A 14,582-nucleotide genomic window follows, 5' to 3' on the forward strand; every position below is an offset into this window, starting at 1 on the left:
GCGAGTCGAAGTCAGCCTTCTGGCAAGCTCGCGCGAAGATCGCTGGCAACCTCCGGGTGGGCGACAAACAAGTCGCGCACATAGGGAGGCATCTGGTTGAAGCCGACACCCGTGCGATCCCAGTGAGTGATCTCCAGACCGTAGCGGCGGCCAACCGCCAGCGGCGCGGCGACATCCCACTCGTAGAAGCCTGTGTCGTGCAGGTAGGCCTCCGCGCGACCACACAGGATCTCATTTACCTTGGCGCCGACCGATCCGACGTTCACGATCTCAACTTCGCGTCCGGCCCGCTCCGACCAGCGGGTGACGATCCTGTCCAGCTCAGCGGGCGGACGGGTCCTGGACACAACCACGCGCAGCGGCCGATCAGTTGCCAATGGAGGAAGCGTCCCGTGATCTCCCGATGTTCGCGTCAGACCTTGATCGGGCAGGTCAACGACACCCGTTTCTACCCGGCGCTCCGCTTGGTTCCACAACGCGATGTGCACACCGAAGTCCGCGCGGCCTTGACCGTACTCCCACGTGCCGTCAAGCGGGTCGACAATCCACACGCGGTCGGCGGTAAGTCGGCGGTCGTCATCCTTGCCTTCCTCGCTGAGGATGGCGTCGCCCGGTCTCGCGGCGATTAGCCCCCGCATGATCAGGTCGTTGGATGTGCGGTCCGCCGTGTCGCGCAGCTCCTTGGAGCGCTCCTTGTCCCGCGGATCTATTGGGCCGAAGCTCTCACGCAATTCCAAGAGGAGACGACCTGCCCGGACAGCCAGATCGCGAGCCAGGTCTAGGTCGGAAGTCGTCATGCCGCCTCACCGTACCGGAGCCAAGTTCCCGCGCCCACGGTGTTCATCAGGAATTGAACTGATTCTGAGCGGCCGCCAAGCCCAGGCGAATGGTGGTTTCCGCGCAGTTCCGCGCGCGCTCCAACACCTCTGGCAGGTCTTGGCGTTCAGACTTGGCGAAGCTGGACAACACGTAGTCCACAGGATCGACCCTGTCGTTCGGCCGCCCAATTCCGATGCGGAGCCGATACCACTCGCCCGTTCGCAGTGAACGCCGGACGCTGCGCAATCCGTTGTGCCCATTGTCGCCGCCTCCGAGCTTGACCCGCACTGACCCGAATGGCAGATCCAACTCGTCATGCACCACGAGCAGCCGATCAGCCTCTGCCTTGTAGTACGACAAGACCGCTGCCACGGCTCCACCGGACTCGTTCATGTAGGAGCGCGGAACGGCCAGGATCACACGCTCGGTCCCCAGACGGCATTCCCTGGCGTCGCAACGGGCCATTCGCCGTACCTTGAGGGGTCCCCCAAGCTCCAGTGCCCAGGAGCGCACAACCATCGCTCCGACGTTGTGCCTGGTGTCCGCGTACTCCTCCCCAGGGTTCCCCAAGCCAATGACGACCCAGGGGGCGCGCTGGCCTTCAGACTGTCGCGCTTGGCTGCCCAGTCGGATCACTGGCCTTCAGCCGCTGGGGTGCCCCCAGACGAGGCATCCGCGCCAGCTTCCTCGGATGGCTCGCCCGCAGTCTCGCCCTCCTCCAAAGCTTCGGCAGCAGCGATCGCTTCCTCCCGCGCCTCAGCCGCAGCGGTCGCTTCCTCCCGGGCCTTCGCGCGCTCTTCCAGTGTCTCCACTATGCGGCTAGCCACTTCGTCGAGGTCCTCGCCCTTGGCGGAGGCTTCCTCGATGATCGCCGCCACCGCGATCTGGTCAAACCCGGCTTCCTCTGCGGCGGCCCTTGCCTTGGCCAGAGCTTGCGCGTAGGCGTGGCGATCCGCCACATCGGCAGCGCTGAGGATGATCAAGTCAACGTGCTTGAGATCTTGGCGAACCGGGTTCCTCTGGATGTCGCGTGGAGCCACGAGCAGGCTCTGTCCGTCCAGCTCAACGTTTAGAACGACCCGGGAGATCCGTAGAGCCAGGTTCAGCTCGTGATCGGGAAGCAGAACGTGGCGGACATCGCTGCCAGATCCGTACATCACGGCTGGCACATGTCCGGCCCGCCTGTATCTGCGGGCGGCTCCCTTGCCAAAGTCCGTTCTTGCTTGCGCGGCGATTCGTACGTCGGTCGACATCCGGTCTCCTAGTCGAGGTCCATCAAACTGCCCCGGCCAGGTTCAACCAGGTCGATAACGGCGCGGTCTTCGCTTTCCGCGCCCTCGCCGAGGCTCGCCCAGTGTAGGCCCGGCCTCGCGCGCACCCCAAACCGCCGGCGACTGGCTGTGACACGGCGCCGCCCGATCCGACTCACGCGTCCTCAGGTGATGTCAGCCTTGCTCAGCTCGAACATGCTCGTGACCGACCCGTCGGTGAACACCTCGTGGATTGCCTTGGCCACGAGCGGGGCGATCGACAAGATCGTGAGCTGCTCGAAGCGCTGGTCATCGGCGATCGGGAGCGTGTCGGTCACGATCACTTCGGCGATCCCGGACGCAGCCAGCCGCTCAGCCGCCGGGTCACTCAGGATGCCGTGAGTCGCGGCCACAACCACGTCCCGTGCTCCGGTATCGAACAGAGCCTCGGCCGCCTTCGCGATAGTGCCCCCGGTGTCGATCATGTCGTCCACTACGACGCACAGCCGGTCGCGGACATCACCAACGACCTCCAGAACCTTCGACTGGTTGGGAACATCCGGGTCGCGGCGCTTGTGGATGATCGCCAGGGGCGTTCCGAGCACGTCAGTCCACCTCTCAGCCACGCGCACTCGGCCCGCGTCCGGAGACACCACGGTGATGTTCGCCGGGTCGTAGTTGCGCCTCACGTGGTCGGCGAGGTACGGCAGGGCGAACAGATGGTCTACCGGTCCGTTCAGGAATCCTTGGATCTGCGACGTGTGCAAGTCCAAAGTCATGATCCGATCGGCGCCAGCGGCTTGGAACATGTCCATCATGAGGCGGGCGGTGATTGGCTCGCGACCCCTGTGCTTCTTGTCCTGACGGGCGTATCCCAGGAAGGGGGCCACGACGGTGACGCGCCTGGCGGAAGCCCGCTTGGCGGCATCCACCATGATCAACTGTTCCATGATCCACTGGTTGATCGGTGTCGTGTGGCTCTGGAGGATGAACACATCGCAGCCGCGTACAGACTCCTCGAACCTTACGAAGATCTCTCCGTTGGCGAAGTCGTAGGCCGACACGGGACTGAGTTCGGTGCCCAGCTCAGCGGCCACGGCGTTCGCCAAATCCGGGTGGGATCTTCCAGCGGTCAGCAGGAGCCGCTTGTTGGCCGCGAGGGTTATGCCATCGCTGTGATCAACCATCAGGGTTCCACTTCCTCGTCCGAACCTCGCGCCGCTTCCGCAGCCGGACTCCCCGGCCGACGTTTCTCCACCCAGCCTTCGATATTGCGCTGACGCCCCCGGGCCACAGCCAGGGCGCCTGCGGGAACGTCTTCGGTGATAACCGATCCGGCGGCTGTGTACGCGCCGTCGCCGATCGTCAATGGCGCGACCAGCATCGTGTCGCTGCCAATACGCACATCCCGCCCGACCGTGGTGTGGTGCTTGTCGACTCCGTCGTAGTTGACGAAGATCGTCGCGGCGCCGATGTTGGTTCCGGCTCCGATGGTCGCGTCGCCGACGTAGGTCAGGTGAGGAACCTTCGCGCCCGGCCCGATGACCGCGTTCTTGATCTCCACGTACGCGCCAGCCTTGGCGCCTTGCTCGATCCGCGCGCCCGGGCGCAGGAACGTGAACGGCCCGACTTCGGCTCGCGGCCCGATCGCCGCGCCAACAGCATGGACGCGGTTCACGTGAGCCCCGGACTCGACGACGGTGTCCACCAGCGTGCAGTCCGGCCCGACGATAGCCCCCGCGCCGACCTTGGTCGAGCCTCGCAGGATCACGCCTGGCTCCAGGGTGGCGTCGGCTTCCAGCTCGACAGTGACGTCGACGTAGGTGCGGGCCGGGTCGGTCATCGTCACACCCTGGGCCATCCACGCCTCGTTGATCCGGCTTCGCAAGACGGCGGCGGCTTGGGCCATTTGCGCTCGGTCGTTCACGCCGGTGATGTCCGCGGCGTCGGCCGCCGCGATCGCTGAGACTCGCAGTCCGTCGTGCCTGGCGATCGCCACGAGATCCGGCAAGTACTCCTCGCCCTGCGCGTTCTTGGTGGAAAGCCGGCTGATGGCGCTGCGCAGGAACTCCGGGTCGAATGAGTACATGGCGCTGTTAACTTCGTCGATCGCCAGGGTGCCGACGTCGGCGTCGCGATCCTCCACGATGGCTGTCAGGGATCCATCGCCAGCCCGGATCACGCGCCCGTAGCCTGACGGGTCGGCGACCACGGCGCTGAGCACGGTCACCGCCGCGCCGGTATTCACCTGCTCGTTGACCAACAACCGCAGCGTGGCCGGCTTCAGCAGCGGCGAGTCCCCGGACACGACAACGACCGGGCCGCCGCTCCAATCGATGTCCTCGGCGTCCATCTGTCGCAGCGCCATCCGGACAGCGTGGCCGGTGCCGTTCTGCTCCGCCTGGACCACGGGCAGGACTTCGGGCCACTCCTCAGCGAGATGAGCGGCGACTCGATCGCGCTGGTGGCCGATAACGACGACGGTCTTGCCCGGCCGAAGCTGTTCCACGGCCGCGATCACATGCCCGACCAGCGAGCGCCCGCAGATCTCATGGAGGACCTTCGCGGTACCGGACTTCATGCGAGTTCCCTCGCCGGCAGCGAGCACGATGACGGCCGACGGCGCGATCTCCAGCGGCTCTGCTGGCGAGGTTCCGCCGGGAAGCGTCATCTGTCCTCCGGAACGCGCGATCGATGCACGGGCAGAATACCGCCGCGACCGGCCACGACCGAGCCAAGGTAGCTCCGCCGCCAGGTCTCGATCCTGGACTTACAGCTTCAAAGGCTGTCGGGCTGCCATTACCCTACGGCGGAATGGACCCGCGCCAGAGCGGGCCGCTGACAGCAATCTTCGCATCCGGACGCCGGTCGGCCCAAGGTTATCCTTGGTGCTGGAGGACCAACCATGAGTAGTCAACCGCCTGTCCCGGCGAGGCGCGACGCGTGAACGAATCGCTCATCAACGCCGTCGTGGGCATGAACAGGCGGCTCGTGGCGTCCCCGGACGGCTGGAAGGCGAGGGTCATCGGCCCGCCGATCACGATCGACGGCAACACCCTGGACCGCTCTCTGCAGGCCATGCTGTACATCGGAAACCGCTCGGGAATGGCCGACTTGGAGGGTGCGACGGTTCGGCAGCGCCGGGCGCGCCTGAATCAGTCGACCCAGCTCACCATGCCGTTGCGCAGAGACGTCAGAGTCCTTCAGCGAACGATCCCTGGACCCGAGCGGCCGATCCGGATCAGGATCTACCGCACCGGTCGCGGCTACGTCCGGCGGCCGGGGCTGGTGTATTACCACGGCGGCGGCTGGGCGCTCGGTGACCTGAACACCCACGACGGCGGTTGCCGCGAGCTGGCTGCCGCTAGTGGGTGCTCAGTCATATCTGTCGACTACCGCCGCGCACCGGAGAACCCCTTCCCCGCCGGACTGGAAGATGCGATCGCCGCGTTCCGCTGGGTCAGCCAGAACTGCCGCCCCCTATCGATCATCCCCGGCGCCGTCGCCGTAATCGGCGACAGCAGCGGCGGAAACTTCGCCACTGTGGTCGCACAGACGGCCCGGGACGAGGGCTTCCCACCGCCAATCGCGCAGGGCCTTGTCTACCCAGCGGTCGACCTGCGGTTGAACACTCGCTCAGTGGCGCTGTTCGGTGAGGGGTTCTTCCTGACGCTGGCCGACATGGAATGGTTCCGCGACAACTACATTCGTGAGCCCGAACAGATCCTCGACCCCAGGGCTGCACCAGCGATGGCCGAGGACCTATCCGGCCTGGCCCCAGCGGCCGTGTGGACCGCCGGCTTCGATCCTCTGCGAGATGAGGGCATCGAGTACGCGGAACGAATGCGCGACGCCGGGGTCACCGTGACGCATAGGCATTACCCGTCGATGACGCACGGGTTCTTCGGGATGGGGGTACTGCCTGGCGGCGTGGCGCGAGTCCGCGAGATCGGCCGCACGATGAGCGACATGATCCTGAATCAGCTCGTGTGAGTGGGGGGCGGGTCGTCTCCGCAAGCACCATGGCCTGTGCTCGTCTGACCGCTTCTCGCGCGACAGAACCTCGACGTCTCAGCGAGCCGCAGCTGCGAGGAGAAGCTCCGCCGCAAGATCAATGTCATCGTTCGAGATCTCGCCACCTCCGGCCGCCCGTATCGACGCGAGCGCTTGGGCGCGTCGGCGCACGAGCCACAGGTCGACGTGGAGTGCGATGTCACGAGCGACAGAGGCGTCGACGGCGCCAACCTGCGATAGGGCCGCCGGGCGGGTTGCCCCGTCGAAAGTTAGACGCACGATGTCGAGCAGGTCAGTTCCTTGCTTGTCGGCAGAACGGTTCATGACGGCCTGAAGCTTCATGGCGATCAGAGGTCCCGGTTCGGCGACAGGCGTCGTGACCTCCACTAGCTGTCCGCCCGAGCGAATCACCTCGATTGTTAGGTCGGTCGCGGAGTCGTGCGCCCACGCGTGGGCAGCCGCGTAGAGACGATCGCCTGGATCGTCACTGGGCCGGTCGAGCTCAACCTGGCGGACTTCAAGCACGTCGACCCTCACGGCCCCCCACTGGGTGGGCAAGAGGACGGCCGTCGGCTCGACAGGCTTGGCTCCAGCAGCGGCGCGAAGTAGTTCGAGTTGAGACAACTCACCCCGCATCCGGTCTACGACGTCTAGATCGACTGTGGCGCGATACGGGCTCGACAGGCGCGACTGGACCGCGAGCCCACCCACGATGACGGGCGGCTGGCCGATAAGAGCGGACGCCTCCACGACACCTTGGACGAGTGCGGCCATCGCGTCGCCCAGGAATGTCACGCGGCTACCAGACACGAGTCCAGCGATCATCGGGTGTCCAGGCGTCCAGGATCTCCCGGCCCCGACCGACGTCCTGCGCGAGATCGAGCGCGACGAACAACGGATGGGCGAGTGGCCACTCGACATCATCCCTCTCAAGGTCCACTCGGTCCCGTACAACTGTGGACACGGGAGCCACGCGCACGGTCGCCCTCGCCCGCGCGGCGAAGCCTGCTGCACCAAGGAGGCTGGCTGCGCGCCGGACGACCGACTCGTCGGTCACGAAGAAGTCGAGTGCCTGATCAGAGCGAAGCGCCAGTGGCGCACCATAGGCCACTGCGGCAGCGGAGTCGGTCAACGCCCACCCTGACTCGTGCTCAACATCCTCCAGACCCAGTCGCAGGGCCTTGGCCAGGGCAGCGTCGCCGGGGGTAGGGAGCCGGGCGAGGTTGGTGCGCCGCACAGGCCAGCGGTCAGCGACCCTCCAAAACAGGTCGGCACCCGCGACAGCGTTCTTGGCGTCAACCAGGCCACTCCGCCGGAGAGCGGCAAGAATGTCGGAGACAGTGCTCGGGGATCGCCCCAAGACGCGGGCCAACTCACGCACGGCCGTGGCGCGCTCTGGCTCTAGCAAGAGCGCCGTAGCGACTTCCAGCCCGGCTTTGCCACTGAGTGCCTCCGTCCGAATGGCACGCTCTCCTACCGGCTCAACCTCCGCGTCGATCACCAGGCGGTCCGTGCGGAGCGCCAACCTTCCTCGCAAGTCGAAGTAGCCGCCGCGACGCGAGGTGAGCGCCTTGCGTGCCGCGCCAGTTACTCTGTCGGCCGCGACGAGAAGGGCGGCATCAGTCGGCAGGATCTCGGAGAGAAGATGATCGGCCACATCTTCGGTAACCAGCGAGCGACGTTTCACGTGAATCGCGGCTCTGACACCGTCCGGATCCAGCACCAGATCGAACTCTGCTCGGTCGAGGGCGCCCGGGCTCAACTGGGTTGCGATGCCCAACTGCGCGAAAGCGTCAACCACGAGGCCTTCGGTGTCCATGCATCACTCTCTCAGGCGTTCTGTGTTCGGTCAATACCGAACGCCGAACATGACGCGAACGGACGCCATAGCTAGCCCCGGGACTAGTCCGAACGCGACTCACCTCCACCGCTGAAGCGGGTCAAGGGGCGCCAATCTGCCTGTCTAGCGTTTCCCGTAGACGCCGCTAGAGTTTGCTATACGTTGATGGGCAGCGAGCCGTGCGCCTGCGCAGATGACCCCGGCGCCGGTAGCTACCCAGGTGATCGCACAGTTCGCGCCACAGGATCTTGGCCGAGGCTCGACATCCAACACCCTGACTTCCCGTGCCGTAGGCGGGGCTCTTGGCAGGGCCGCTCGGCCAGTGATCGTGACCGGCCTAGTCCAGCGAGCCGGGCACCCATTCGTAGAGGTAGTCCTGCAATCCGACCCCGATGCTCTCGGCCAGCCACTGGCGGACTTGATCGTCAACGCCGTCGGGCGACGCAAGGGGCAGCTGATGCGCCTGCCACCTCGGGCCGTGGTCATTGATTCGCGAGATGCGCGAATCGTCCAGTCGGCGCCGCAGCGCGAAATTCGCGAGAAAGACTCTCTTGCGGGACTGCCCCCGGCGAACCGGACTCGGGCGACCATGACAACCCGGGTCTTCTGGGGGATGACGCGAATCCGGGCCTTTCGCTTGGTGCCCTCCTCCGCCGTGACCTGTGCGAACCGGCTGAATGTCTCCAGGACGTTGGGCTCTGACTGGGCGAACGCATCCTCGATCGCCATGGTCACGCAGGAGTGCGCCAGGTTCCTCGACACGAGGGGGGCGCCGCACTTTGGGCAGAACCAAAGGGGCGGGGCAGGCAGGCGGCAGCACGGCATCCTCTCCACTGGTCGGCGACGCGTGGCGTTGCGCCGTGAACGTCCCCAGTATTCTCGCTGGCCTCATCGCCCGCGCGCCTGCGGCGACGAGAGTCCCCGGGGCCTGTTCGGCCGTCGCCTGCTCCGGCGGACGCGGCGCGGACGCGGCGCGGACTCAGTGGTCCGGGTCCGGGGAATTAGTTTGGCCGCACGGGATGTCCTATGCTTAGTTGTATGGTGCAAGCAACAAAGGGTTCAGCTCGGGCACTTAATGAGAGCCTGGAATCACGCGGCCTCCTGGCCATGTTCAAGATCCTCAGGGCTTCTCACGTGTTGTCTCCCCACGACAACATTGACATCGGCGCGATCAAGCTCGTGTCAGCGCTGAGCGAGCTCGGCCCGTCGCGCCTTGGTGAAGTCGCTCGCGAGGCGCATCTGGATATTTCCACGGCCAGTCGGCACGCGGCGGCTTTGGAGCGGCAAAGGCTCGTAGGGCGTTCGCCTGACCCCGACGACGGGCGGGCTTGCGTGCTCGAACTGACAGCAGAGGGCGCCGACCTGCTGCGCGCCATGCTCGAAAACCGGGCAGCCGCGATCACTCCGGCGCTGCGGGAATGGAGCGCGGCCGACAAGGAGAGCCTCTTCAACCTGCTCATCAGGTTGTCCCACGACATGAACGAGCAGGTCGAGCTGAAGCGACGGAGCCTCGCGTGAGCGCTCAGGACAACGCCACCGTCACGACCAGCCAGGGCGTCACGACCAGCCAGGGCGTCATGACCAGCCAGGGCGTCATGACCCCCCGCCGGTTATGGCTGATCCTGTGCGCGCTGATGCTGACGATGCTGCTGGCGGCCCTGGATCAGACGATCGTGGCGACGGCGCTTCCGACCATCACTTCGGACCTCGGCGGGCTGAACGAACTGTCGTGGGTCGTCACGGCGTACCTGCTCGCCTCGACTGCGAGCACTCCGATCTGGGGCAAGCTGTCCGACCTGTACGGCCGGAAACTGATGCTGCAGTCCGCCGTCGTGATCTTCGTTCTCGGCTCGATCCTGGCCGGCCTGTCTCAGAACATGGGGCAGTTGATCACCACTCGCTCGATCCAGGGCCTCGGGGCTGGCGGCCTCATGGTGTTGATCCTGGCGGTGATCGCCGACATCGTGCCGCCGCGCGACCGCGGGAAGTACGGAGGGCTCTTCGGCGGTGTCTTCGGAATCGCCAGCGTGGTGGGCCCGCTTCTGGGCGGCCTGTTCACTCAACACCTCAGCTGGCGATGGGTCTTCTACGTCAACGTCCCCCTGGGAATCGCGGCGTTCGTGATCCTCGGCGCGGTTTTGCACATTCCCGCGCATAAGAAGCAGCACAAGATCGACTGGCTCGGGGCCGGCCTCCTGGTCGCGGCCGTGGTAACGCTACTGCTCGTTGCGGTGTGGGGCGGCCAGCGCTACCCGTGGGGATCATCCACCATCATCGGCTTGGCAATCGGCAGCCTGATCACGGCCGCCCTGTTCATCTGGCAGGAGCTGCGTCATCCGGAGCCGATAGTGCCGTTGTCGATGTTCCGGCTGCCGGTGATGCGGATTGCGTCCGCGATCGGTTTCGTCGTCGGTTTCGCGATGTTCGGAGCGATCGTGTATCTGCCGCTGTACCTGCAGGTTGTGCGCGGCGCGACACCGACCGTCGCGGGCCTGCAACTGCTGCCGTTGATGGTCGGGCTGCTGTCGACTTCGGTTCTCAGCGGTCGGCTGATCAGCCGAACGGGAAGGTACAAGGTCTTTCCGATCATCGGCACAGCGTTGGCCGGGATCGGCGTTTCCATGCTTTCGCTGGTTACTGCCACGACGGGATATTGGTACATCGCGCTTGCCGCGTTCATCCTCGGATCTGGTTTGGGCAACGTGATGCAGGTGCTGATCATCGCCGTTCAGAACAACATCGACCCACGTCAGATGGGCGCGGCAACGAGCGCGTCCACTTTCTTCCGGTCGATCGGCGCCTCCTTCGGTACCGCGGTCATGGGCGCGGTGTTCACTGCTGCGCTGGCCCAGGAAATCACGGACGCAGTGCCACCGGATCTCGCGGCCCAGTTCAACGGGGCTGCCAACCAGATCACGTCGTCGGTGGGCCAGATCGACTCACTGCCGCCGACAATCCACGACAGCGTTCTGACCGCTATGGCCAACGCGATCGGCGACACGTTCCTGTTTGCCGTGCCGATCATCGTGATCGCCTTCGTGCTGGCGTGGTTCCTGAAGGAGGTTCCGCTGCGCAAGGGCCACGGGCCGACACTGACTGAGGAACTGGCCGAGGACGCCGCCGTACCCATGCCGAGCTTCGAGTAGCCAAGTGGCACCGCAGGTCTGACGCCGCTGCGGGGTGCGCTGATAAGTGCGCCTGAGCCAATGAGGCTCTTCGGAAATGCGTGGGCTGGCGGTCTCTCAACATCTGACTGTGGGGGTCGATTGCGGCGATACCCTGATCCCAGCCATGCGGCCCTTGCCCGTTTCATCCACCCAAGCCTTCGAACCAGTCGGATTCCCCTTGGCGCACCGCCCGGTCAACACCGACACGTGCACGTCGCACTTCTGAGCCGTCATCAACCGCCGCCGCTTGCGGGAGCCACCCGACACTGTCCCAGTCACGAAACCCAACCCTTCGTCTCGTTGATCCTTCCGAGACCACCCGATTCGGTTGGGTAATGAGACGGGGGAAGTTCTTCACGGATTCAGACGCCGAGCACACTCCCAAACGACGCGGAAACCACGAAACCGGGCTAAGCCAGCCGCAGGATCACAACGATTGTCCGGCGAACGAACAAGTCGACGAACTGGCGGCTGCGGGAGAGCGCAACGACCAAGCCGTAGTCTGCGACTGTGACCGACAGCCCTGACCCCGCCGCCTACCGGCCAGCGCGCACCCGAGTCCGGATGAGCGGCCAGCAGCGCCGCGAGCAGCTGATCACGGTCGCCCGGCACCTGTTCGCCCAGAAGGGCTACGAGACCGTGAGCGTGGAAGAGATCGCAGCCGAAGCGCAGGTTTCCAAGCCCGTCGTGTACGAGCACTTCGGCGGCAAGGAGGGCCTCTACGCGGTGATCGTTGACCGCGAGATGAACACGCTCCTGGACACGATCACCAGCGCCTTGACGGCCGGTCACCCCAAGCAGCTCCTGGAGCAGGCTGGGCTCGCTCTGCTGGACTACATCGAAACTGACACCGACGGCTTCCGGATCCTGGTCCGGGACTCGCCGGTGTCGGTGAGCACCGGGAGTTTCGCCAGCTTGATCCTGGACGTCGCCGCGCAGGTCGACCACATCTTGGCGGAGCAGTTCCGCGAACGCGGATTCAACCCGAAGCACTCGCAGATGTACGCACAGATGCTCGTCGGCATGGTGGCGCTGACGGGACAGTGGTGGCTCGACGCGCGGCGCCCGAAGAAGCGGGAGGTCGTCGCGCACCTGGTCAACCTGGCCTGGAACGGGCTCGGCCATCTAGAGCAGAAGCCGCGACTGTCAGCGCCCGAAACATGACCGCGAGCGCTGGGTCGGCAGCACGCTACGAGGTTGACCGCATCACCGCCGAGTGGCGCCAAGAGCGGCCTGACCTGGACCCGATTCGCAAGCGCGCTTTCGCCGAGCTGGCAGCCCGGATGAGTCATGTCGACGCCAGCCACGCCGCCGTCGCTAGCCCGAAGTTTCGAGGCCTAGACGCGTACCAAAACACACACTTTGAGCGACGGCCGACCGGCCGTTCACCCATGACCAGGTGTGCACGGAACCCGGGGCGGCTCAGCGGATCAACAACTTCGAGAACGTGTCCAGAATCCTTGACACACTCCAGAGCCCATTTCCGGACTCATCGAGGAGGGCGTGTCGTGAGTTCCCGACATCGAAGTCTTCCGCCCCGATGAACCCAAATTGAACATGAACCCCAATACCAACACATACGTCACGATCGTGACGATGACGACCGCGAATCTTGGCCAAGGCAGGCCCGAGTAGCCATATCGACTCACTGCCAACATCACCAAAGCGGTGAGCACAACATCTGCGGAGCCGCGTCCAGCGCTCACAGCCGCCGCGTACGACCCGGTCGCGCCAGCGGTCACAAGGAAGAACACCAACAGCAACGCGCTCATGACCAACGTGGTCCAGATGGCCGCCCGAGAATTCCTAGCACGCCTTCGAATCTGCTCTGATTCCGGTGGCGCTGAAAGCGGTGGCCCGGTCGGCGGCGGTAGCTGCTCGATTCCACCCATGGTTTCGCCTCCTTGAGGTGTGTCCGACCCAAACTGTCATAACCAAACCCCGTAGTCCGCCCATTGGCATCAACCGACCGGATCGGCGCGCCATCTGCGGCCCTAGTGTTGACCGCCAGGCTGGCTGAGGATGATGCCGTCACGGTGGGCTGATCTTTCAGCGACGCGAGGGCCGCGTCGGACCCCGACGAACACGGCCCTCGGAACCCGACGCTGCGGCTCAAGCTCGAAACTGTCTACCAATTCACACCCGACAAGCAAGACCGCGTCGCTGCCTTCATCGAAGGCGCACTCCTCCGCCACCAAGCCCGCCAATCCCCCGCGGCCAAGCCATCTGAACGGGCCAGAACTACGGCATCACCGGCACGAGGTCTGGTCCGTCAACCCGCAGTAGTGCTTCCTCACCCGCCTCGTCCAGCACGGCCAGCGCTTCACCGCGCCACACGGCTCGGACAGCGACCTCAGGCAACTCCCACCTTCCGGTCTGCTCACCCCCGAGCACGCGGCGCACTGAAGTCTCACACACCAGCACCCAGCCGCCAGCGTGCTCGAAAACGAAGATCAAATCTTCGTCCGTGCTGACCTCAACAACGGGCTCATCGCTCTGAAGTCGCGGGAGACGAATCAGCTCACGGGCCGACCACAAGTAGGAGGACTCGGCTCCGAACCCGAACGCGATCGGTCGCCAAGATGGCTCTTCGTAGGTCCACTCGTGCCTGCCATCCATCGCGACGGTGACCGTTGCGCGAAGCGACTCCCCTCCATCGGCCACACACACTCGAAACCAGCGACAGCCAGCGACGAAAATCGTCTCTGTTTCCACGACCAGCCTCAATTCGTTGGGAACGCAGTGATGAATCTGACCGCGCCGTCGTAATCGACACCCCACGATGCGGTGATGTCGAACGTCCTTCCGCTAGGACCGGTCATCGGACCACGCACAAGGAACTTGGTACCGATCTGCTGCCCTGTGCCATTCAACATTGGAACGGAGCTCGAGGCGCTACCGAAGTTCGAAGTGAGGTGACTTCGGAGCGCAGCATCCATCCCTGGTTCATCGAAGCCCAAGCGGTCAGCGAAGATCCCCGCCTTCGCTGGATCCTTCAGGAGGTAGCCAGGCTTGCCGCTCGGAACCGTGACCCGCGCCGTGTCAAGCAGATCACCAGCCGCGTTGCCCACAAAGCGGGGCGCGCGCCAGGTTCGTACCGCGTCGATGCCTTTGCCGGCGAGCTTGCCGAGCAGTTGGATGCCTTTGCCGACGACCTTGCCCAGGCCGGGGATGACGATCGTGGCCGCCAGCGCACAGTATCCGATGCCCTCACCGCTCGCGCAACGCTTGGCGTCGTTGACGCCGACTACCTCGGCGACCACGTTCACCGTCCCCTCCCACACGGCATTGGCTTCAGCGGGCTCAAGGTCCACGCAGTACGACACACCGGCGCAGCGGGAGAACCCCTGGCCCTCGGGGACGACAGGCTTGACGACCCCAAGCTTGACTCTCCCCGACACCCCAGATACTGGTGAACGATTACCACGCGCGGTGCGCTGGCCCTGACCATCATCGCCACTGAACCAGCTTGTGACCGCGTTGTAGGCGTTC

Annotated in this window: 14 protein-coding genes and 1 tRNA gene; 4 read left to right on the forward strand and 11 right to left on the reverse strand. The window is 65.1% G+C overall.

The window, feature by feature from the left end:
* Nucleotides 1-11 precede the first annotated feature (11 nt).
* The 6 genes from Q8P38_10630 to Q8P38_10655 form a co-directional block, all read right to left on the reverse strand.
* Nucleotides 12-797, reverse strand: coding sequence for an inositol monophosphatase family protein (locus Q8P38_10630; GenBank protein MDP4015057.1), 786 nt, complete (start codon nt 795-797; stop codon nt 12-14).
* Nucleotides 798-843: 46 nt separating this feature from the next.
* Complete coding sequence (pth, locus tag Q8P38_10635; GenBank protein MDP4015058.1) at nt 844-1,455, reverse strand: aminoacyl-tRNA hydrolase; 612 nt, start codon at nt 1,453-1,455, stop codon at nt 844-846.
* Nucleotides 1,452-2,072, reverse strand: coding sequence for a 50S ribosomal protein L25 (locus tag Q8P38_10640; protein MDP4015059.1), 621 nt, complete (start codon nt 2,070-2,072; stop codon nt 1,452-1,454). Before Q8P38_10640 ends, pth begins: the two co-directional genes overlap by 4 nt.
* Before the next feature lie 182 nt (nt 2,073-2,254).
* Entirely contained in the window at nt 2,255-3,256 is a 1,002-nt protein-coding gene (locus Q8P38_10645) for a ribose-phosphate diphosphokinase (GenBank protein MDP4015060.1), read from the reverse strand.
* A complete protein-coding gene (gene glmU / locus Q8P38_10650) occupies nt 3,256-4,740 on the reverse strand; it encodes a bifunctional UDP-N-acetylglucosamine diphosphorylase/glucosamine-1-phosphate N-acetyltransferase GlmU (GenBank protein MDP4015061.1) in 1,485 nt (494 codons plus the stop codon). The genes Q8P38_10645 and glmU overlap by 1 nt, the downstream gene beginning before the upstream one ends.
* Before the next feature lie 72 nt (nt 4,741-4,812).
* Nucleotides 4,813-4,883, reverse strand: a tRNA-Gln gene (locus Q8P38_10655).
* A gap of 129 nt (nt 4,884-5,012) precedes the next feature.
* Here Q8P38_10655 and Q8P38_10660 point away from each other — a divergent pair.
* Nucleotides 5,013-6,062, forward strand: coding sequence for an alpha/beta hydrolase (locus Q8P38_10660; protein MDP4015062.1), 1,050 nt, complete (start codon nt 5,013-5,015; stop codon nt 6,060-6,062).
* Between the two features lie 78 nt (nt 6,063-6,140).
* Here Q8P38_10660 and Q8P38_10665 read toward each other — a convergent pair whose 3' ends face one another.
* Complete coding sequence (locus Q8P38_10665; protein ID MDP4015063.1) at nt 6,141-6,908, reverse strand: hypothetical protein; 768 nt, start codon at nt 6,906-6,908, stop codon at nt 6,141-6,143.
* Nucleotides 6,883-7,902 (reverse strand): helix-turn-helix domain-containing protein, encoded by a 1,020-nt coding sequence (locus Q8P38_10670; protein MDP4015064.1) that lies wholly within the window; start codon nt 7,900-7,902, stop codon nt 6,883-6,885. Before Q8P38_10670 ends, Q8P38_10665 begins: the two co-directional genes overlap by 26 nt.
* A gap of 1,059 nt (nt 7,903-8,961) precedes the next feature.
* Between Q8P38_10670 and Q8P38_10675 the strand changes: the two genes are divergently transcribed.
* From Q8P38_10675 to Q8P38_10685, 3 genes are all read left to right on the forward strand, one after another.
* The gene (locus tag Q8P38_10675; GenBank protein MDP4015065.1) at nt 8,962-9,441 is read left to right on the forward strand and encodes a MarR family transcriptional regulator; all 480 of its coding nucleotides are present in this window, start codon (nt 8,962-8,964) and stop codon (nt 9,439-9,441) included.
* Nucleotides 9,438-11,069, forward strand: a complete 1,632-nt coding sequence (locus Q8P38_10680; GenBank protein MDP4015066.1) for an MDR family MFS transporter — start codon at nt 9,438-9,440, stop codon at nt 11,067-11,069. Before Q8P38_10675 ends, Q8P38_10680 begins: the two co-directional genes overlap by 4 nt.
* Nucleotides 11,070-11,600: 531 nt before the next feature.
* Nucleotides 11,601-12,254, forward strand: a complete 654-nt coding sequence (locus Q8P38_10685) for a TetR/AcrR family transcriptional regulator (protein ID MDP4015067.1) — start codon at nt 11,601-11,603, stop codon at nt 12,252-12,254.
* Nucleotides 12,255-12,520: 266 nt separating this feature from the next.
* Here the strand turns inward: Q8P38_10685 and Q8P38_10690 are convergent, their stop codons facing one another.
* From Q8P38_10690 to Q8P38_10700, 3 genes are all read right to left on the reverse strand, one after another.
* On the reverse strand, nt 12,521-12,862 hold the full coding sequence (locus Q8P38_10690) for a hypothetical protein (GenBank protein MDP4015068.1): 342 nt from the start codon (nt 12,860-12,862) through the stop codon (nt 12,521-12,523).
* A gap of 469 nt (nt 12,863-13,331) precedes the next feature.
* The gene (locus tag Q8P38_10695; protein ID MDP4015069.1) at nt 13,332-13,805 is read right to left on the reverse strand and encodes a hypothetical protein; all 474 of its coding nucleotides are present in this window, start codon (nt 13,803-13,805) and stop codon (nt 13,332-13,334) included.
* A gap of 8 nt (nt 13,806-13,813) precedes the next feature.
* A partial coding sequence (locus Q8P38_10700; GenBank protein MDP4015070.1) for a hypothetical protein occupies nt 13,814-14,582 on the reverse strand: 769 nt, incomplete at its 5' end.

The sequence above is a fragment of the Candidatus Nanopelagicales bacterium genome (assembly GCA_030700225.1).
Classification (GTDB): Bacteria; Actinomycetota; Actinomycetes; order S36-B12.

Coding starts and splice junctions, on each gene's coding strand:
- Q8P38_10665 (MDP4015063.1), bottom strand. CDS start 6,908: ATGATCGCTGGACTCGTGTCTGGTAGCCGCGTGACATTCCTGGGCGAC.
- Q8P38_10675 (MDP4015065.1), top strand. CDS start 8,962: ATGGTGCAAGCAACAAAGGGTTCAGCTCGGGCACTTAATGAGAGCCTG.
- Q8P38_10630 (MDP4015057.1), bottom strand. CDS start 797: ATGACGACTTCCGACCTAGACCTGGCTCGCGATCTGGCTGTCCGGGCA.
- Q8P38_10645 (MDP4015060.1), bottom strand. CDS start 3,256: ATGGTTGATCACAGCGATGGCATAACCCTCGCGGCCAACAAGCGGCTC.
- glmU (MDP4015061.1), bottom strand. CDS start 4,740: ATGACGCTTCCCGGCGGAACCTCGCCAGCAGAGCCGCTGGAGATCGCG.
- Q8P38_10640 (MDP4015059.1), bottom strand. CDS start 2,072: ATGTCGACCGACGTACGAATCGCCGCGCAAGCAAGAACGGACTTTGGC.
- Q8P38_10690 (MDP4015068.1), bottom strand. CDS start 12,862: ATGAGCGCGTTGCTGTTGGTGTTCTTCCTTGTGACCGCTGGCGCGACC.
- Q8P38_10670 (MDP4015064.1), bottom strand. CDS start 7,902: ATGGACACCGAAGGCCTCGTGGTTGACGCTTTCGCGCAGTTGGGCATC.